Annotated in this window: 16 protein-coding genes; 10 read left to right on the forward strand and 6 right to left on the reverse strand. The window is 61.4% G+C overall.

Annotation, left to right across the window (positions count from 1 at the left end; genetic code table 11):
- Nucleotides 1-94: 94 nt before the first annotated feature.
- Nucleotides 95-2,182, reverse strand: a complete 2,088-nt coding sequence (locus GH769_RS27340; protein WP_032904061.1) for a TonB-dependent receptor — start codon at nucleotides 2,180-2,182, stop codon at nucleotides 95-97.
- Between the two features lie 189 nt (nucleotides 2,183-2,371).
- Between GH769_RS27340 and GH769_RS27345 the strand changes: the two genes are divergently transcribed.
- From GH769_RS27345 to GH769_RS27375, 7 genes are all read left to right on the forward strand, one after another.
- Nucleotides 2,372-2,698, forward strand: coding sequence for a YceK/YidQ family lipoprotein (locus tag GH769_RS27345; RefSeq protein WP_020301647.1), 327 nt, complete (start codon nucleotides 2,372-2,374; stop codon nucleotides 2,696-2,698).
- Between the two features lie 56 nt (nucleotides 2,699-2,754).
- Nucleotides 2,755-3,111 carry a YceK/YidQ family lipoprotein gene (locus GH769_RS27350; protein ID WP_014716633.1) on the forward strand — a complete coding sequence of 119 codons (357 nt, stop codon included), beginning with the start codon at nucleotides 2,755-2,757 and terminating at the stop codon, nucleotides 3,109-3,111.
- A gap of 142 nt (nucleotides 3,112-3,253) precedes the next feature.
- The gene (locus GH769_RS27355; protein ID WP_014716634.1) at nucleotides 3,254-5,011 is read left to right on the forward strand and encodes a carbamoyltransferase; all 1,758 of its coding nucleotides are present in this window, start codon (nucleotides 3,254-3,256) and stop codon (nucleotides 5,009-5,011) included.
- Nucleotides 5,012-5,908: a GNAT family N-acetyltransferase gene (locus GH769_RS27360; RefSeq protein WP_032904059.1), complete on the forward strand. Its 897-nt coding sequence runs from the start codon at nucleotides 5,012-5,014 to the stop codon at nucleotides 5,906-5,908.
- Nucleotides 5,905-7,311: a PIG-L family deacetylase gene (locus tag GH769_RS27365; RefSeq protein ID WP_020301645.1), complete on the forward strand. Its 1,407-nt coding sequence runs from the start codon at nucleotides 5,905-5,907 to the stop codon at nucleotides 7,309-7,311. The genes GH769_RS27360 and GH769_RS27365 overlap by 4 nt, the downstream gene beginning before the upstream one ends.
- Nucleotides 7,312-7,396: 85 nt before the next feature.
- Nucleotides 7,397-8,545 (forward strand): glycosyltransferase family 4 protein, encoded by a 1,149-nt coding sequence (locus GH769_RS27370; protein ID WP_014716637.1) that lies wholly within the window; start codon nucleotides 7,397-7,399, stop codon nucleotides 8,543-8,545.
- The gene (locus tag GH769_RS27375; protein ID WP_032904058.1) at nucleotides 8,542-9,426 is read left to right on the forward strand and encodes a glycosyltransferase; all 885 of its coding nucleotides are present in this window, start codon (nucleotides 8,542-8,544) and stop codon (nucleotides 9,424-9,426) included. Before GH769_RS27370 ends, GH769_RS27375 begins: the two co-directional genes overlap by 4 nt.
- A 48-nt stretch (nucleotides 9,427-9,474) precedes the next feature.
- On the opposite strand, the gene GH769_RS27380 is transcribed toward GH769_RS27375, so the two are convergent.
- Nucleotides 9,475-11,316: a bifunctional O-antigen ligase/aminoglycoside phosphotransferase family protein gene (locus GH769_RS27380; protein ID WP_020301643.1), complete on the reverse strand. Its 1,842-nt coding sequence runs from the start codon at nucleotides 11,314-11,316 to the stop codon at nucleotides 9,475-9,477.
- A gap of 158 nt (nucleotides 11,317-11,474) precedes the next feature.
- On the opposite strand from GH769_RS27380, the gene msbA reads away from it, so the two are divergent.
- Together msbA and hldE are read left to right on the forward strand one after the other, a co-directional pair.
- Nucleotides 11,475-13,280 carry a lipid A export permease/ATP-binding protein MsbA gene (msbA, locus tag GH769_RS27385; protein WP_014716640.1) on the forward strand — a complete coding sequence of 602 codons (1,806 nt, stop codon included), beginning with the start codon at nucleotides 11,475-11,477 and terminating at the stop codon, nucleotides 13,278-13,280.
- 157 nt (nucleotides 13,281-13,437) lie between these two features.
- Nucleotides 13,438-14,862: a bifunctional D-glycero-beta-D-manno-heptose-7-phosphate kinase/D-glycero-beta-D-manno-heptose 1-phosphate adenylyltransferase HldE gene (gene hldE / locus GH769_RS27390; RefSeq protein ID WP_014716641.1), complete on the forward strand. Its 1,425-nt coding sequence runs from the start codon at nucleotides 13,438-13,440 to the stop codon at nucleotides 14,860-14,862.
- Between the two features lie 27 nt (nucleotides 14,863-14,889).
- Here the strand turns inward: hldE and GH769_RS27395 are convergent, their stop codons facing one another.
- From GH769_RS27395 to GH769_RS27410, 4 genes are read right to left on the reverse strand one after another with little or no spacing between them, the layout of a single operon-like run.
- Nucleotides 14,890-15,849 carry a hypothetical protein gene (locus tag GH769_RS27395; protein ID WP_003188010.1) on the reverse strand — a complete coding sequence of 320 codons (960 nt, stop codon included), beginning with the start codon at nucleotides 15,847-15,849 and terminating at the stop codon, nucleotides 14,890-14,892.
- 41 nt (nucleotides 15,850-15,890) lie between these two features.
- Nucleotides 15,891-16,703 (reverse strand): aldo/keto reductase, encoded by an 813-nt coding sequence (locus GH769_RS27400; protein WP_014716642.1) that lies wholly within the window; start codon nucleotides 16,701-16,703, stop codon nucleotides 15,891-15,893.
- Nucleotides 16,700-17,875 (reverse strand): FAD-binding oxidoreductase, encoded by a 1,176-nt coding sequence (locus tag GH769_RS27405; protein WP_032904057.1) that lies wholly within the window; start codon nucleotides 17,873-17,875, stop codon nucleotides 16,700-16,702. The genes GH769_RS27400 and GH769_RS27405 overlap by 4 nt, the downstream gene beginning before the upstream one ends.
- A 55-nt stretch (nucleotides 17,876-17,930) precedes the next feature.
- On the reverse strand, nucleotides 17,931-18,266 hold the full coding sequence (locus tag GH769_RS27410; protein ID WP_003188013.1) for a multidrug efflux SMR transporter: 336 nt from the start codon (nucleotides 18,264-18,266) through the stop codon (nucleotides 17,931-17,933).
- Nucleotides 18,267-18,369: 103 nt separating this feature from the next.
- Between GH769_RS27410 and GH769_RS27415 the strand changes: the two genes are divergently transcribed.
- The gene (locus GH769_RS27415) at nucleotides 18,370-19,260 is read left to right on the forward strand and encodes a LysR family transcriptional regulator (RefSeq protein ID WP_014716644.1); all 891 of its coding nucleotides are present in this window, start codon (nucleotides 18,370-18,372) and stop codon (nucleotides 19,258-19,260) included.
- Nucleotides 19,261-19,281 lie beyond the last annotated feature (21 nt).

Here is a 19,281-nt window from a genome sequence, read left to right on the forward strand (position 1 = left end):
ATCGCGGGCAAGCCCGCTCCCACAGTTGATCTGTGAACGCGGTCAAAATGTGGGAGCGGGCTTGCCCGCGATGGCGCCCGTCCAGGCGCTGCATTCAGAACTGGTACTGCGCCCCAGCCCCCGCATACCACGACCGCCCCGGCGCGGCTTCGTAATAGCGACCATTGCCGTCGCCCACAATTACCGACCCCACATACTGGCGATCCAGCAGGTTATCCAGGCGCAAGGTCTGGTGAAAGGTCCAGTGCTCTACCTTCTGCTCAAACCGTGCGCGCCAGTTGAAGACGCTGTAGGCCGGTGCGGCGTGTTGCTGGTTGGTGTCTTCTACGTAGACTTTGCTGCGGTACAGGCCCTCGATGGCGGTGCTGACCCAGTCCCGTGGTTTCCAGTTCAGTTCGGCGAACAGGGTAGTTTGTGGCACGCCGGGGAGGTAGTTGCCTTTGTCGATGGTGTTGGCGCCGCTGGCAAAGTCGCTGTCGTAGGTGGCGTGCAGGCGGGTGTAGGCGAGGCTGGTGCTCCAGTGCTCGCTCAGTTGGCTTTCAACGCCCAGTTCGAAGCCGCGGCGCAATGTGCGACCGGCGTTCTGGTAGCTGGTACGGCCGCCGATGGATTGCTGCACCACCAGTTCGTCCTCGGTGGTGATCTGGAAAACGGCGGCGTTGATCCGCGTGTTGTTCAGTTGCGCTTTCACACCCATTTCATATTGCGTACTTTCAGACGGCTTCAAGCCGAAGTTGAAGCCCTCGGCGTTGCCCGGTGCATAGGCCAGCTCGGCCTGGGTCGGGGTTTCAAAGCCTTTGCCTGCGCTGATGTAGCCATGCAGGTCGGGGGTGAACGCATACATCACGCTCATCGACGGTGTGTTTTTCTGGTAGGTCTTGTTGCCGCTGGCGTCGCCATTGCTGAGGAACTGGTCGTCAACGTCCATCTGCATCGTGCTGTGGCGTACGCCGGCTTGCAGGGTCCAGCGGTCGAGGGCCCAGTTGGCTTGGATATACGGGTCGAGGCTGCGAGCCGTGTCGATTTCGTCGCGGCGTAGTTGGCCTTTCACGCCCAGGGCATTGCCGCTGTAGTTCTGATAGCCATGGCGGCTGTCCTCGCTTTGGTCGAAGTCCAGGCCGGTAATGATCATCAGCTCGCCAGGCGCGCTTTCGATGGGCTGCATCCAGCGCACGCTGCCGCCGTAGAACTTTCGATCAAATTGCACCACGCCTCCGCCGCGTTCGTTGGCGGGCGTGCCCTTGGGGATCGACAGGTACTGAATCACACTACGGCGCCCAGTGTAGGCATTGACCTGCAAGGTGGCGCCACCGAAATACCGCTCGTAATTCATCCCCAATTGCTGATGATCGATACTTTTGCGCGTGTTGTAGTTCAGCGCATTGGCGCTTACCGAACGCGGGTCGGCCTTGTACGCCGCCCAGGTCTGCCCCAGTGGATCCTGCGTACCGTTCTGCTCCAGGCTGCTGTAGATCAGCGCCAGCTTGCTGTCGTCATCGGGCTGGAAATTGAGCTTGGCGAAGGTCTGGTCGCGGCGCGCGCTGCTGTGATCGCGGTAGCCGTTGGTGTCCATGCGCGAGGCGTCGAGCACAAACCCGGCGCCATTCGCCGCGCCCTCGGCGCTCAGGTGGTTCTTGTTCAGCCCGTCGCTGCCCACCAGGGTTTCGGCGCCGATGCGCGGCGGGCCCTCGCCGTCGCGGGAGAACATCTGGATCACGCCCCCGGCGTTGCTGCCATACAGCGTCGCCGCCGGGCCGCGCAGCACTTCGATGCGCTCGGCGGTGTCGAGGTTGAAGGTGGCGGCTTGACCCTGACCGTCCGGGGTACTGGCGGGAATGCCGTCGGCGACCAGCTTGATGCCGCGCACGCCGAATGCTGAACGGGCGCCGAAGCCTCGGGAAGAAATTTGCAGGTCCTGCGCATAGTTCTGGCGGTTCTGCACCACCAGGCCGGGCACGCGGGACAGGGCTTCGGAGGCGTTGATGCCGAGTTGGCCGTCACTGATCTGTTCGCGGCTGATGCCGTCCACGGAGTAGGGCAAATCAAACGTTGGGCTGGCGCTGCGCGAACCGGTGACCACGCTGGGGTCAAGTATCAGTGGCGAGTCCTCGCCTTGCGCTGTGGTGCTCAAGGCCAGCAGGCCAGGCAGCAAGAGGGAAAAGCGAGCGTGCGTTTTTTTCATGAGGCAGCCAGAGTCTCGGGCACGCATAGTGAAGGCGCGCAAAAAGTGCGCAAGTTTAAACAGTCAGGTAAGTTTTACCATTTCGGATTTTTCCCACGCAATGTGGCGGTGCTTCTCGCATGAATGAGCCAATCTCTCGGTGCTAGCGTGGCTGACCGTTTGCGAGGCTCGGATATGAAAAGAAAAAGAATGGCTGCGCTGGGTATAACTGTCGTTGCGCTGTTATTAAGCGGTTGTGGAACCGTTAATAGCGTCATGCGCAAAGAGGGCGACACGGCGCGTGAACTCAGGCTCGTAAAAACCTATTGCCAATCCATTCCCCGCGCTTACAGCGGCGTGGCGTTTGATTTCTGCATGCTGCACGCGGCCCCGGACCCCACCGGGTTCCTCATACCCTTCGTGCTCGTAGATATTGCGGTGTCCGCGGTTGCCGATACGGTGGTTTTGCCCTATACGATTTATCGACAATCGGCCGACGGTAATATCAGCATCTATTGGCGTCCAGGCCGTTCATAAGCCTATGGGTATAAAAGCACCTGCCCAGCCCATTTACTGGGCGAAAGGAGTAGTCCGTGAGTCGTGGTTTCAAAGTACTGCTGGTTTCAACCTTGTTAATGGCCTCCGGTTGCGGAACGATCAATACCGTCTTGCGTCCGGATGCCGTGGCCAGCCAGAATCTCAAGGAGTCGCGCAGTCACTGCGAAAACGTGCCGCGTATCTACAGTGGGGTGATCTACGGCTTTTGTACCCTCAATGGCGAGCCCGCACCGGACAAAAGCCTGAAGGACCAAAGCCTGCTGGATCGCCAAGGCAATGCTTTCCCGATCATCGCGATTGAATTTGTCGCCTCTGGTGTCATGGACACCCTGATGCTGCCTTACACGATCTACCGCCAGAACAAGGACGGCAGCATCGAGATCTTCCGCTAGCCCCTCTCGGCGCTTGCCGCTAACAGCTTCCCTCTGCTTTTAAGCTATAATCCCGCCCTTTAGCTGTTTCTCGCCCAGGCGAGAGGCACACTTTTTTCAGGCGCGATGCGCCTGCATGCAGACTAAAAGAGGCTAGACCCCAGTGGCATTGACGATTCTTGGCCTGTCCGGCGCCCTTAGCCATGATCCTTCCGCAGCCCTGTATATCGACGGCAAGCTGATTGCGGCCGCCGAAGAAGAGCGCTTCGTACGCGACAAACATGCAAAGAACCGCATGCCCTACGAGTCGGCGAAGTTCTGCCTGGAGCAGGCTGGCATCAAGCCTTCGGACGTTGACGTGGTGGCGATCCCGTTCGCCCCGATCAGCCTGTTCGGCGAGGCGCGCTGGCACTACGCCAAGCGTTACTGGTACGCCCCGGACCGCGCCCTCGACGCGATCTTGATGGGCAACCGTCGTTACAAACGCTATCGCAACAAGATCGTCTGGTGCCTGGAGCAACTGGGCTTCGATCCTAAGAAAATCAAGATCGAACCGGTTGAACACCACCTGGCTCACGCTTCCAGCGCCTACCACTGCTCGGGCTTCCAGGAAAAAACCGCGATCCTGGGCATCGATGGCAAGGGCGAGTACGCCACCACCTTCTTCGGCTACGGCGAAAACGGCAAGATCCACAAGATCAAGGAATTCTACGATCCGGACTCCCTCGGCGGCCTGTACGGCGCAATCACCGAGTTCCTCGGTTTCGAGATGCTCGACGGTGAGTTCAAGGTCATGGGCATGGCGCCGTACGGCGATGCCAGCAAGTACGATTTCTCGCGCCTGGCCTCCTTTGAAAACGGCGAGCTGGTGATCAACACCGACTACGCCAATGTCATCGGCCTGCGCCGCTACAAAGAGAAGGGCAAGGGTTTCTACTTCTCGCCGAAACTGATCGAGTGGCTGGGGCCGAAACGCGAAGGCGACATCGCCGACGAGCCGTACATCCACTACGCGGCCAGCATGCAGGCGCTGTTCGAGAAACTGGCCTTGCAGATGATCGACCACTACCTGGGCGACATCCTCAAGGACACCGGCAAGCTGGCCTTCGCCGGCGGCTGTGCGCTGAACGTCAAGCTGAACCAGAAGATCATTGCCCGTGACGACGTCAAAGAGCTGTTCGTACAGCCGGCTTCCGGCGATGCCGGCACCGCCGTCGGTGCGGCGGCCTACGTGTCCCATGCTCGTGGTGTACCGGTCGAGAAGATGGAACACGTCTACCTCGGCCCGTCCTACAGCAACGAAGACGTGATTGCCGCGTGCGCCAAGCACGAGAGCAAGCCGAACTGGCGCAAGATCGAGAACATGCCTAAGCGCATTGCCAAGATCATGGTCGACGGCAATCCGGTAGCCTGGTTCCAGGGCCGCATGGAGTTTGGCCCGCGTGCGTTGGGCGGTCGTTCGATCATCGGTTGCCCAAGTGCAACCGGCGTGGCGGATCGCATCAACCACCAGATCAAGTTCCGCGAGCGCTGGAGGCCTTTCTGCCCGTCGATGCTCGACACCGTGGCCCCACAGATGATCAAGGTCGATCACCCGGCGCCGTTCATGACCTTCACTTTTGAAGTCGCCGAAGAGTGGAAGACCCGTGTACCGGAAGTGGTGCACGAAGACGGTACTTCCCGTGCCCAGGTGCTCAAGCGCGAATACAACCCGCGCTACTACGACATGATGAAAGAGCTGGAAGTGCTGACCGGTAACGGCGTGTCCCTGAACACCTCGCTCAACCGTCGTGGCGAAGCGATGATCTGCTCGCCGACCGACGCGCTGAACATGTTCTTCGGCTCGGACCTGCAGTACCTGATCATGGAAGACATCCTGGTGGTCAAGGACGGCGTGGACCCTTATGACGCCGTGGTTTAAATGCTGAACCGCTTCCAGGGCTGGCGTGAACGTGGCTGGGCGCCTGTCGAGGCCGAGGTTTACGCCCAGGCCTGGCAGCGTTACGGCGGCAGCGTGGCGACCCATCCCCAGGTGATCGAGCGGCTGGCCGGCCTGGCGCAGATACCCGTGCGCTACCTGGGCTGGGAGCAAGGTGGTGAGTTCAAGGGGGCGATCGCCACCTGGGGGCGCGACCTGGCGCTGTCCAAGGACGTGCTCAAGCGCAGCGGCAAGAAAGGCCTGTTTGACCTGGGCAACGCCGAGATCATCCTGCCGATTGCCGCCGATGCGCAGGCACCGTTACGGCACCGTGCGCGCTACCTCTCGGCGCTGAACGAGGGGCGCGTGAGCACCCTCAAGCCTCAGGCCGAGCAATTGGCCATGGCGCGTACGCCCGAAGACCTGTCGAAGAAGTTTCGCTATAACCAGCGGCGTGAACTGCGCCTGTTGGAAGAGGCGGGCGGCGTGGTACGGGCGGTCAGTGAGTTTTCCAGCGTAGAACTGGCGGCGATTTATTGCGACCTGTTCCAGCGTCGTTGGGGCTTCCCGGCGGCGGGCGCGGCGCGTCTGGCCGAGGTGCTGGAGTTGCTCAAGGAATTCCTGTTCGGCTCGGTGCTGTTTCTGAACGACGCGCCGATTGCAGTGCAATTGGTGTATCAGGTGCAGTCCAACGAGTGGTACAGCGCCGAGTATGTCAACGGCGGCGTCGACCCTGAAACCCGTGCATTCAGCCCTGGCAGTGTGCTGAGTTTCCTCAATACCCAAAGTGCCTGGGAACAGGCGCGGGCGGCGAACAAGTCACTGCGCTTCTCCTTCGGGCGTTCCGACCGTGAATACAAGGAGCGCTGGTGCAACCCGGTGCCGGTGTTCAGCGTATGAGCCGCAAACAGCAACTGCTCAAGCGCCATCGGCGTAACAAACGTATTGCGCTGCTGATCGGCGTGCTGGTGTTGGTCGCGACCGGCGTACTGGTTGCCTGGTGGTTGCCGCTGATCCTTGCGGTGCTGTTGTGGGCCGCCCATGAGGCCTGGTTTGCCGATCACCTGTTTTACTCGCCCAAAGACAGCTATGAGTACGCGTTCCCGGCCGGCAGCGAACAACCCGGCTTGCGCCTGGAGGCGGGCCGACTGTTGCTGGATGCGCCGTTGGCGGCGGAGGAAACCCTGATCGTCGGCATTGAGTTGAAAAGTACCTGGCTGGGGCGTTTCTTCGACCCTGCGGTAGACCTGTTGGGCCTGGCAAGCCCGGACCGGCAAACCTTCGAACGCGGCGTCGCTGGGCGGCGTTATCTGAACCTGACCGGCGCCGCCGAAGACTTGGCGGCGGGCAAGCTCCACTTGCGCGGGCGTTTTTGCCGGATCAAGGGGCAGCCGACGCTGTGGCGCTTTCGCCAGCCCGACTATCGCCAGCAACGTGTGATGGTGATCGCGCCCCATGCCGACGATGCCGAGCTGGCTGCGTTCAGCCTTTACAGCCAGGCGACTGAAAGCTGGATCGTCACGCTGACCGCCGGTGAAATCGAAGCCGAGCATTATCAGCACATGGGCCTGCCCAAGGCTGAAGCTGCGCGCCTCAAGGGCCGTTTGCGCGCCTGGGACAGCGTCGCCGTGCCCCGCTGGGCGGGCGTGCCCGAGGCGCAGTGCGTGCAATTGGGCTACTTTTGCATGCAGTTGCAAGCCATGCAGGTCGCGCCGGATCAGCCTCAAGCCTCGCGCGAAGCCGATTTGGCCGATACGCGACTGTTTCGCCAGTTCAATGGTTTTGCCCTGCCTGGCGATGCTGATGGCGCGCCGACTTGGCACAACCTGATCGCCGATCTGCGGGCGCTGCTGCTCAAGGCGCGGCCCCAGGTCATCGTGTTGCCCACGCCGTTGCTGGACCCCCACGCCGACCATATCTGCGCCCATGCGGCAGTGCTGGAAGCCTTGCAGGGCCTGGCGTGGCAGCCCGACACATTGCTCGGCTACGCCAATCACCTGCATGATAACGACCGTTGGCCCATGGGCGATTCCGGCGCTGGCGTAGCATTGCCGCCGCGTTTCGATGGCGCTGTGGAGCTGGTGCCGTGCAGTTTCGCCCTCGCCTTGAGCCAGCAGCAGGACAAGGCCATGGCCCTGGGCATGATGCACGACCTGCAGCCGCCAGCGCCGTTCAAGCGTCGAGTGCGTAGGTGGTTGCAGCAACTGCTGGCGGGCCGTAGTCCATCGCCCTATGGCGAGAACGAATTCTTTCGCAAGGCCGTGCGCCGCCACGAGCTGTTGTGGGTCCTGAAGCAGGACTGAGAGCCGATTGAAGGCGGGCCGTTATGCGCCTGCCGCCCTTTTTACCGGGCTGCGTGCCCGTAGCCAGATCGCTGCATGGAGAGTTATGAAGCCTCGTTTCAAGGTTTTGCAGTTACAGCCGGACTACAACGTCAAGACCCATGACTTCGCGGACTTGGGTGAGCAAATCGTCAAATCCCTGCCGGCTGAGCGTTTCGAGGTGACCTCCGGATTTCTCAGTGGGCGCCCGCTGCCCGGCCAGCCCCTGAGCGTGGCCGAGCACTCCCACTATTTCGAGCTGCCGGAGAAGTCTCTCAAGGGTATTCGCTTTGGCGCCATGTGGCAGATCTACAAATACTGCCGTGAGCAGAAGTTCGACGTGGTCATCTGTAACCGGTTCAAGTCGGTGAACATGATGCTGTCGCTCAACCGCTGGTTGAAGATCCCGCTGTGCATCGGCATCTCCCACGGCTTTGGCGAGTACGCCCGTGGTTACCGTCGACGTCAGACCCAGCGCTGGGTCAGCCCGGCGTGGCGCTTTGTCGGTGTGTCCGAAGCGGTCAAGGACTACCTGGTAGACCTCAACTGCGGCTTCACCCGTGAGAACACCACCTACGTCACCAACGCGATCGACATTCCCCAGGCAGAGGCTTTGCAGCTGTCCCGTGAAGACGCACGCAAGGCCTTGGGCCTGCCCATGGATGCACGGATGATTGGTGCCCTGGGCCGCCTCGTGCCGATCAAGGGTCATACCCATCTGCTGCAAGCCTTCGCCACGCTCAAGGACAAATACCCTGAGGCGCAGGTGGGCATCATTGGTTCCGGCCGTGCCGAAGCCGACCTGCGCGCCGACATCGAGCGCCTGGGCCTGACCGGCCGTGCGCACTTGCTGGGTTTTCGCGAAGACGGCATGAAGTACGTGCGTGGCTTCGATATCTGGACCATGCCGTCGCTGTTCGAAGGTCTGGGCCTGGCCTTGCTGGAAGGCATGAGCGGCCATCTGCCGGTGATTGCCTCCAACGGCCCGGCGATGCTGCCGCTGGTGCAGGGCGCGGGCGGCTTGTCCCACGACCCGGGCAATGTCGAACAACTGGCTGCGGCCCTGGATACTTACCTGGCCTTGAGCGATGAACAATTGCGCGCCAAGGGGGAGGAGGTGTTCCGCTATCTGGAGGCCAACCACACCCTCGACGAGTTCAAGCACAAGTACCTGACCCTGATTGAAACCGGTTTGCGTGAAGTAGGTAGAGCATGAATCAGCCACAACCCCTGGTCTCGGTGATCATCGCTTCCTACAACCATGGCCAGTACATCGAGCAAAGTATTCTTAGTGTGCTGGGGCAGACCTACCCCAATATCGAGCTGTTGGTGGTCGACGACGGCTCCAAGGATGACAGCGTCGAACGCATCCAGCGCTTGCAGGCCGAGCACGGCTTTGATTTCCAGGTGCAGCAGAATCAAGGGCTCAGCGCCACCTTGAACGGTGCGATTGCTCGCGCCAAGGGCAGCCTGATCGCACCGTTCGGCTCGGATGACATCATGTTGCCGGACCGTATTGCCACCCAGGTGGCGTATATGGACGGCAAGCCGAAGGTGGGCATGTGTGCTGGCAATATCGAGCTGATCGACGGGGATGGCAACCTGCACCCAGAGAAGAAACAGCGTCGCGACGTGCCGTTTCGCTGTCTGGATTTCGACGACCTGTTCCTGGACCGCAAACCGTTTCCACCGGCGCCGACCATGCTGATACGTCGCGAAGTGCTGGAGGAGGTCGGTGGTTTCGACCCACAGATTCCCCTGGAAGACTTGCTGATCCAACTGAAGATCACGGCGGCGGGCTATACCATCGACGCCCTTGACGTGGTGATGGCCAAGTATCGCCAGCACGCTAACAACACGTACAAGAACCACCGCTACATGATCCAGAACATCCTCAAGACCTACGCGAAGTTCAGCGAGCACCCGGCCTATGACGCGGTTCGCTACAACTTCCTGAACTCGATGTTCCTCAAGACCGCCGACCGCGACCGCCCGTTGGCGCGGGAGATTCTCAAGCAGATCCCTTTGAAGTTCTGGGGGCGCAAGACCTTGCGGGGGCTGGTGCGGTTGTATCTGGCGCCGCTCAAGAAGAGCTGAACCGGCACCGCACCCTGTAGGAGCGAGCAAGCTCGCTCCTACAGGTGTTTACAGGCTTTGGACCTGCTCGCGGATTTTCGCAGTGGCGGTTGGGCTTGCCACCGAGGCGTAACCTTTGAGCAGTTGTTCGAAGTGCGTTTCGAACAGCCAGCTGCGGTCCTGCGGATAACGCTGCATGTGGCGCAGGTTACGTTGGCGCAGAGCGTGACGCAGTGAAGACGGGTAGATGCGCAGGTCAGCCACGTCGATCAGGGCAAACTCACCGTCGTCCATCAACAACACGTTACCCAGGTGCAGCGAGCGGAAGTACACGCCGCGCTCGTGCAGTTGCGCCATGAACCGGCCAAAGCGCTCCACCAGTGACTCACGCAGACTGCTGTCCAGGCTTTGCAGCGCTTGGCGCAACGTCAGGCCGGGCAGTGGTGTGTAGGTCACGGCGCTGCTGGCATCGCTGAGGCGATAGAGCCCAAGGATGTGCGGCGTGGGAATGCCCAGGGTGCGCAGTTGCTCGCTGTTGCTGGCAAAGCGCTCGGAGTACGGGTTGAAACTGCCGGAGGTGTACCAGCGGCGTGGGCGGAACAGTTTGAGGAAACTGCCGTCCTCCAGGCGCAGGACTTTGGGCCCCAGGCCATCGGCTTCAATCACGTGGGCGTTGCTGCACAGCTGTTCAAACGCCGCGGGCTTGAGGTTCTGCACCTTCATGCGCAGCAGGCTGCGGTGGCGTTGGGCGAGGCTCAGGCCAGTGATAATTGCCAGGGGAATCCACAGCAGGAACCAGTGTTCCTTGGGGCGCGACAATATGCCGCCGCCTTCGGTCAGGCCTGCGCCGATGCCGTAAGCCAGCAGCGACGATGCCAGAATGAACAGCGGCTGTGCACGTTGCTGCAGGCCTTTATACAAGCCCCAGCCGAGCATGAAGGCCCACGGGATGAAACCGATGATGCCGACGTAATAGAGCACGCCGAGTGCGAAGCTGTGGGGTTCGCGCAGTTGATAGCCTTCTGCCAGGGTCAGGTACAGCTCGGAGTCGTAGCTATGTCCGATCCAGGGGTGCTCGGCGATAAGCTGCAATGAAATACTCCACAGCTCGAGCCGAAATGAGGTGCCCCGCTCGGTGATCAATTCAGGGTAAAACAGTAGTAGCGCGACAGCTCCTAGGAACATCCCACTGAGTAGCAATGCCGCACGGCGGTTACGGCTGACAAAACTCATCCAAAGTATGGCCAGCGTCAGCGCCACCAGCGGCGTGCGTGAGCCGGTCGCCAGCACCGCAGCGGTCATGATCGCCAGGGACGGTACGCTGAACCACAGCACGTTGAGACGCTGGGTGGTCATGCAGACGTATAGCCAGTACACCGTGAAAAAGCCAAACAGGTGCGAGCTGAGCAGCGGGTTGTCGAGGGCGCCCAGACCACCGATCATGCGCATGCCAGGTTGATAGCCCTTGGCGAACGCCACCAGATTACCCAGGCTCACCACCAGCGCAATCACCGCAGCGCTGAAGAAGATCGGTTTGAACAATTCGTTGCGGTAATGCAGCAACAGCCCGCAGCCACCAAACAGCATGAAGGTATTCAGCGGTCGCTTGAACAGGTCGGTATCGGAACTGGGCGCGGGGCTCCAGAGCAGACTGGTCAACGCCCAGGCGGAGAACGCCAGGAACGCGATCGCCAGGGGTTCGCGCAGCAGGTCCTTGAACTCCCGAGGACGCATGCACAACAGAAACAAGGTCGGTACGCTGAACAGGATGTAGACAATTCGGTGCAGTACATTGCGATTGCCGACAAAGAACAGTGCACTCAGGAGCAGCAACAAGCCAACAGGCAAAATCCATAGGACCAGGAAGTCGAAAACGCGATTTGAGCCATAGGTAAGGCGCTTGGAGTGCATACAGTAAAGCCATTCCAGAAAGAGAAAGCCGACCATCTTAAGCTAGTGGCTAAGTAATGTCGCCGGTAGGATCCAACCGGGCCGCGGCTTACGCCGGGTGCAAGTACAACAGAGAAGCTGTGCTAAAGTCAGCCTCCTTTTTCAAAACGCCGCGTGATATGACCGACTCCAGTCCGAGCGCAAGCCCTTCGAGCTTGAAAATATACTTCCGCCTGCTCAGTTACGTTAAGCCCTATATGGGCTTGTTCGCGTTGAGTATCCTTGGATTTCTGATTTTCGCGTCGACCCAACCGATGCTGGGTTACATCCTCAAGTACTTTGTCGACGGTCTTTCCAATCCGGAAGCTGTGCTGTTCCCGACCGTGCCCTTTTTGCGCGACCTGCAATTGCTGCAGGCGGTGCCGCTGCTGATTATCCTGATCGCGGCCTGGCAGGGCCTGGGTTCATTCCTGGGCAACTACCTGTTGGCCAAGGTCTCCCTGGGTTTGGTCCACGACCTGCGGGTGCAACTGTTCAACAACCTGCTGACGCTGCCCAACCGTTACTTCGATAACCACAACTCCGGGCACCTTATTTCCCGCATTACCTTCAACGTGACCATGGTCACGGGTGCCGCGACCGATGCCATCAAGGTGGTGATTCGCGAAGGCATGACGGTGATCTTCCTGTTCGCTTCCTTGCTGTACATGAACTGGCGCCTCACCTTGGTAATGATCGCGATCCTGCCGTTGATTGCCGTGATGGTCAGTACCGCCAGCAAGAAATTTCGCAAGCAGAGCAAGAAGATCCAGGTGGCCATGGGCGACGTGACCCACGTGGCCTCGGAGACCATCCAGGGCTACCGCGTGGTGCGCAGCTTCGGCGGCGAAGTCTACGAACAGAAGCGCTTTTTCAAGGCCAGCCAGAGCAACACCAACAAGCAACTGCGCATGACCCGCACCGGGGCGATCTACACCCCGGCGCTGCAATTGGTGATCTACTCCGCCATGGCCGTGCTGATGTTCCTGGTGCTGTACCTGCGTGGCGACGCCTCGGCGGGTGACATGGTGGCCTACATCACCCTGGCGGGCTTGCTGCCCAAGCCGATCCGCCAACTTTCGGAAGTCAGCTCGACCATCCAGAAAGGCGTGGCGGGCGCCGAAAGCATCTTCGAACAACTGGACGAAGACGTTGAGGTCGACCACGGCACTCTCGAACGCGACAAGGTCAGCGGTCGTCTGGAAGTGCGTCACCTGAACTTCACCTACCCTGGCACCGATCGCCATGTGCTCAAGGACATCAGCTTCACCGCCGAGCCTGGGCAGATGATTGCGCTGGTGGGGCGTTCGGGCAGTGGCAAGTCGACCCTGGCCAGCCTGATCCCGCGCTTCTACCACCATGAAAGCGGTGAAATTCTGCTCGATGGCATCGAGATCGAAGACTACAAGCTGCTCAACCTGCGCAAGCATATTGCCCAGGTCACCCAGCATGTGACCCTGTTCAGCGACACCGTGACCAACAACATTGCCTATGGCGACCTGGCCGGTGCGCCTCGCGCCGACGTCGAAGCGGCGGCGGCGGATGCCAATGCCAAGGACTTCATCGATCAGTTGCCCAAGGGCTTTGATACTCAGGTGGGTGAGAACGGTGTGCTGTTGTCCGGCGGCCAGCGCCAGCGTTTGGCGATTGCCCGTGCATTGCTTAAGAACGCGCCGTTGCTGATCCTCGACGAGGCCACCTCGGCACTGGACACCGAGTCCGAGCGGCACATCCAGGCGGCACTGGATAAGGTCATGCAAGGCCGCACGACCCTGGTGATTGCGCACCGTTTGTCCACCATCGAGAAGGCTGATCTGATCTTGGTGATGGACGACGGGCGGATTGTCGAACGTGGTACCCATGGCGAGTTGTTGGCGCAGAACGGCTATTACGCCCGCCTGCATGCCATGGGCCTGGATGCACCGGTGCAGGCTGATATCACCTGATCCACCCGGCATCACGGGGTAAATGAAATGTAGGAGCGAGCTTGCTCGCTCCTACAGAGAGCAAATCCCCTCCCACATTTGCCCTGCGGCGGTCGCAAGCCATCGCAAACCCTGTGCTAATATCGCGCCCCTGTTCATTTTGTATGTGGGTTGCTCCATGAAGTTGTCCATGCCGCGATTCAATCAAGCCGCTGTCTTGGTGGTCGGCGATGTCATGCTCGACCGTTACTGGCATGGTGGTACCTCACGGATTTCCCCTGAGGCTCCGGTACCGGTCGTCAAGGTCGAGCAAATCGAAGACCGCCCAGGTGGCGCTGCCAACGTCGCGCTCAATATTGCCGCCCTCGGCGCCCCGGCCTCCCTGGTGGGGGTGACCGGCGACGACGAAGCGGCCGAAAGCCTGGCCAACAGCCTGCAGGGCGCCGGCGTGCGTGCGTTGTTTCAGCGCATCGCCTATCAGCCGACCATCGTCAAGCTGCGGGTCATGAGCCGTCATCAGCAGTTGCTGCGTATCGATTTTGAAGAACCCTTCGCCACCGACGCCCTGGCCCTTGGCGACCAGGTCGAGGCACTGCTCGAAGGTATCAAGGTGCTGGTGTTGTCCGACTACGGCAAAGGCGCCTTGCAGAATCACCAGGTGTTGATCCAGGCCGCCAAGGCCCGCAACATTCCGGTGCTGGCCGATCCCAAGGGCAAGGACTTTTCGGTTTACCGAGGCGCCAGCCTGCTCACGCCCAACCTCAGTGAGTTCGAGACCATCGTCGGCGGTTGCGCTGATGAGCACGAACTGGTGAGCAAGGGCGCGGCGCTGATGGCCGATCTCGACTTGGGCGCCTTGCTGGTGACCCGTGGCGAGCACGGCATGACCCTGCTGCGTCCGGGCCATCCGGCGATGCACCTGCCAGCGCGTGCCCGTGAAGTGTTCGACGTCACCGGCGCCGGTGATACCGTGATTTCTACCCTGGCAGCCTCCATTGCTGCCGGTGAAGAACTGCCCCACGCCGTGGCCCTGGCCAACCTGGCGGCGGGCATTGTGGTGGGCAAGCTGGGTACCGCCGCCATCAGCGCACCGGAGTTGCGCCGTGCGATTCAGCGCTCGGAAGGCTCGGAGCGCGGTGTGCTAGGCCTGGAGCAATTGCTGCTGGCGATTGACGATGCCCGGGCTCACAACGAAAGCATTGTGTTCACCAACGGTTGCTTTGACATCCTGCACGCCGGGCATGTGACGTACCTGGAGCAGGCGAGTGCCCAAGGCGACCGTTTGATCGTCGCGGTCAACGATGACGCGTCGGTCAGCCGCTTGAAAGGCCCTGGCCGCCCGATCAACAGTGTTGACCGGCGCATGGCGGTACTCGCGGGCCTGGGTGCGGTGGACTGGGTGATCAGCTTCTCTGAAGGCACGCCGGAAAATCTGTTGGCCCAGGTCAAGCCCGACGTGCTGGTCAAGGGCGGTGACTACAGCGTCGACCAAGTGGTCGGTGCGGACATCGTCAGTGCCTACGGTGGCACGGTCAAAGTGCTGGGGTTGGTTGAAAACAGCTCCACCACCGCGATTGTCGAGAAGATCCGCAACAACGAGTGATACCCCGTGGGGCGAGCCTGCTCGCCCCTAGCTTTTCTTCGGCACGATCTTGCGCAGCATCTGCCGCGCCTTGCCGGTCAAGCGCTTGAGCTTGGAGTCTTTTTCCGGCTCTGCCAGGCCCTGCTGCCTGAGCCAGTCCTTCCAGCGAATGCGCTCATCGCGCACCAGCCAGCCTTCTTGCTGGGCAAAACTTTCCGCCAGATACAGGCCGCGCGTGCTGGCCGGGTACAGCTGATCCTTCTTGACGGTATACAACTCTGCAAGCGGCTCGCCGTCTTTGAGCGGCATCAAGTACAGGTCCGGACGCTGACGATCCAGGCGTGCCACCAGTTGGTCGCCCTCCAAACGCTCATCCACATGAAACAAACTGAGGGACTTGGCCTCCTTCGGCACTTCCAGGCGCAGGTCATAAATCAATTGCAGCGAGGCGGTCGGCAGGTGCACGTAGGCCCGTGGGCGCTCGATCAGTTGCATGGTGGCGCAGCGTACCGGGCGTGCGGCGCCGGACAAGGGGCTGAGCCGAAACGGTAGGGCTTCGCGGTAATGCAGGGCGGCGGAGTAGGGCGCCGGCAGCCAGGTGTCGTTGAAGCGCCCGCCGAGCCAGCCTTCGGGTGTTTCGAGCAGGCACTCTTCGGCAATTTCCTGGATGGCGGTGTGCAGCGGCAGGTTCAGTTCATGGGCCGGGACGTAGCCGGAGATCAGCTTGAGCACCACGTCGCCACGGTCCTGGCGGCGTTGGCGCACCAGCACCCAGTAGTCCTTGTTTTGCCAGTGCAGGGTCAGGCGTACCGAGACGCCGAGGTTCGCCAGTTCCAGGGCGAAGCGTTCGGCATCTGGTACCTCGACCGGCTTGCGCCGTTGCAGGGTCTGGGCGAAGTTGAGCGGCATGCCGACGCTCTGGTAGCTCAGGCCTTCGGGGGTGGCTTCGACGTGCAGCGGCAGTGTCTTGAAGTTGCTGGGGTTCTTTCTTATGAGCGTACGCGGCATGTCGGCTCCTTCTTGCGACGGGGTCGGCCGCGTGGGCGGCATCAGAGTTGACGAATGACCCGGGCAGCAGTTGCTACGTTATGGGCCAGGTGCAGCGGATTAATGGTCCCGACAATAGCACTGGCGACGCCCGTTTGCGCGAACAACAAGGTGAAACTGGCCTGAATTGGATCCATTCCCGGTTCCAGGCATACGTGGCCGCTGGCCAGCGCCTTTTTCACCAGGATGCCCTTGCCGTGGGCGGCCGCATAGTCGATCACGGCCTTCTCAGCCTGTTCGTTGAGGTTGTAGGTGACCATCGCGCAGTCGCCCTGTTCCAGCGCTTTCACGCCGCCCTCGACGGTTTTGCCGGAGAAGCCGAAACCGCGAATCTTGCCGTCTTTCTTCAACTGCGCCAGGGTCTGGTAAACCTCGCAATCGTTGAGGATATGCAAGTCGTTGCCGTCGGAGTGCACCAGCACCAGGTCGATAAAATCCGTTTCAAGTCGTTTCAGGCTGCGTTCGATCGACATCCGCGTATGGGCCGCGCTGAAATCGTGATGGGACACGCCATTGGCAAACTCTTCGCCAACCTTGCTGACGATGACCCAGTCCTTGCGCTGGTCACGCAGCAGCGGCCCCAGGCGCTCTTCGCTCATGCCATAGGCCGGTGCGGTGTCGATCAGGTTGATGCCCAGTTCGCGGGCCTGGCGCAACAGCATGCGGGCCTCGTCGTCGCCAGGGATCTGAAAGCCGTTGGGGTATTTCACCCCTTGGTCGCGGCCCAACTTGACGGTGCCCAGGCCCAGGGGCGACACCAGCAGGCCGGTGCTGCCCAGGGGGCGATGCAGGTCGTGCAGGGTTGGCAGGCTCATGGCAACAGGTGCTCCCAGACGGGTTGGCCGATTGCCGGTGCTGGCAGCTCGGGCAGCGGGGTATTGGCGCCTGGGCGGATGCCGTCGCGCTCCAGAGCGTGTAGTACGCGGTCGGCGAAGTCCGGCGCCAGGGCCAGTTTGGTGGGCCAGCCGACCAGCAGGCGGCCGTCTTCGGCAAGGAACGCGTTATCGGGACGGCTCAGCCCCGATTGCAGCGGCTCGGCGCGTTCCACCCGCAGGGTGGCCCACTGGGTCTGGCTCATGTCGATCCAGGGCAGCAGTTGAGCGAGCTCTTTCTGCGCGGTGGCGATCTGTTCTTGCTGCGTACGCGCCACACCGTCAGCCTCGGCGATATCACCGCCCATGTACCACACCCAGTTGCCATCCGCGGCCGGGTGGGTGGTCACGGTAATCCGTGGCTTGGTGCCGCCGCCCAGGCAGTGGGCGTACAGCGGCTTGAGGCCGGGGCCTTTGGCGATGATCATGTGCAGCGGGCGTTTTTGCATGGCCGGCTGGCTATGGCCCAGGGCGGCGAGCAAGTCTGCCGTGCCGCCGCCAGCGCTCAGGACTATGCGCTGGGCGCGGATCTCACGGCCATCGACCTTCAAGCCCACCAGGGTGTCACCCTCCAGCAACGGTTCGATGTGCACACCTGCGAGCAGGCTGTCACCAGCCAGTTGCGCCAAGCGATTGATCAGGCTGGGCACGTCCACCACCAGCTCGGCCAGGCGGTAGACCTTGCCTTTGAAGCGACGGTCTTGCAGCGCCAGGGGCAGTTCGTCGCCCTTGACCTGATCGACGCGGCCACGCACGGCCTTGCTGGCGAAAAAGCTGGTGAGGTTGCCGGCAATCGTCCCGGGCGACCACAAGTAATGTGCCTGGGACAGCACGCGCACACCGGACAGGTCCAGCTCGCCGTTGCCGGCCAGGGCTTCACGCCAGCGGCGCGGCATATCGGCAATGGCTTCGGAGGCGCCGGTGAGGGCGCCATGCAGGGCGTATTTCGCACCGCCGTGGATGATGCCCTGGGACTTCAGGCTTTGCCCGCCGCCCAGGGTGGCGCTTTCCACCAGTACCGTGGAAAACCCCTGGCCGCGCAGGCGCGCATTGAGCCAGAGGCCGGCAACCCCGGCGCCGACAATCAGAACGTCGGTGGAAATAACGGATGGCATCGGCGACCTCAGTGTTCAAGACAAGAGGCGCAGTATACAGGCTGTTGAGTGGCGGTCAGTGTCCGGCGGTTTTCGAGAACAGCTGAATCACCACCACGCCCAGCACAATCAGGCCCATCCCCAGCATCGCCGGCACATCCAACTTCTGCCCGTAGATGAACAGCGCCGCGATGCTGACCATGACGATGCCCATCCCTGCCCATACCGCGTATGCCACGCCGACCGGCACGGTGCGCACCACCAGAGTCAGCATCCAGAACGCCACGCCGTAACCGACGATCACCAGCAACAACGGAATAGGGGTGCTCCAGCCTTTGATGGCTTTCATGGAAACGGTGGCGATCACTTCCGAGCAGATGGCGATGGCCAAGTAGTAGTAGGCGGCATTCATGGGGCAATCCTCGAGGTGATGCGCATTTGATAAGGTCGGCATTCTAGAGGTTCGCCAGATGGGGTAAAGTCATTACCTATCTGGAATTGAGATGGGTTGAGCCATGAGCGTGCAATGGGATCTGGAGCAGATGCGCCTGTTTGTCAGCGTCGCCGAGCAGCGCTCGTTTTCTGCCGTGGCGCGTGGGCAGCGCAAGGCGCAATCGGCGGTCAGCAGTGGCATTGCCCTGCTGGAGGCTGACTTGGGCGTTGTCCTGTTCGAACGTAGCAGCGGCCGGCAACCGCGCCTGACCGAGGCCGGCAGTGTGTTGTTGGAGGAAGCGCGTGAGGTGCTGCGCCAGTGTGAGCGCCTCACGGGCCGGGCGTTGTCGTTGACCCGCGGCGAGGAAGCCTGCCTGCGCCTGGCTCAGGATGAGGCGATGTTGTTCCAGCCTGTGCTCGACAGCCTGGAGGCGCTGGCCGTGCACTACCCGCTGCTGGAGGTGCAGTTGTCCAGCGCGGCCCAGGGCGATGTGGCGCGCAAGCTGGTGGAGCGCAAGGCGGACCTGGGGCTGTTGTTCTATCACGACCAGATTCCCGAAGCCCTGGAGCGAAGGGTGGTGGGCAGCGTGGAAATGGTCACGGTGTGCGGAGTCAATCACCCGTTGGCCAAGGAGCAGTACGTGACGTGCCAACACCTGGCCCAGTTTCGGCAGTTGCTGATGTCGACCCAGACCAGCGTCTACCCCGGCAGCGAGGCGGCCAGCCCCCTGGTGTGGCGCGCCGACAGCTTCTACGTATTGGCCGAATGGCTGATGAGTGGCCTGGGCTGGGCCTGGCTGCCTCGGCATATCGTGCAATACCCGACCTACCAGCAACAGATGGTCGAATTGGCCAGCGAGTGGACCCCGCCCGCCCTGGTGGTGGAATTGGTGTGGCGCCGCGACGAGCACCTTGGGCCTGCCGCGCGCTTCCTGGCCAAACGTTTTGCCGAGTGCTTGCAGGCGATCGACTGAAAAAGCCGATAAACTCCGCCG

Source organism: Pseudomonas sp. CFSAN084952, from assembly GCF_009648855.1.
Lineage (GTDB): Bacteria > Pseudomonadota > Gammaproteobacteria > Pseudomonadales > Pseudomonadaceae > Aquipseudomonas > Aquipseudomonas paracarnis.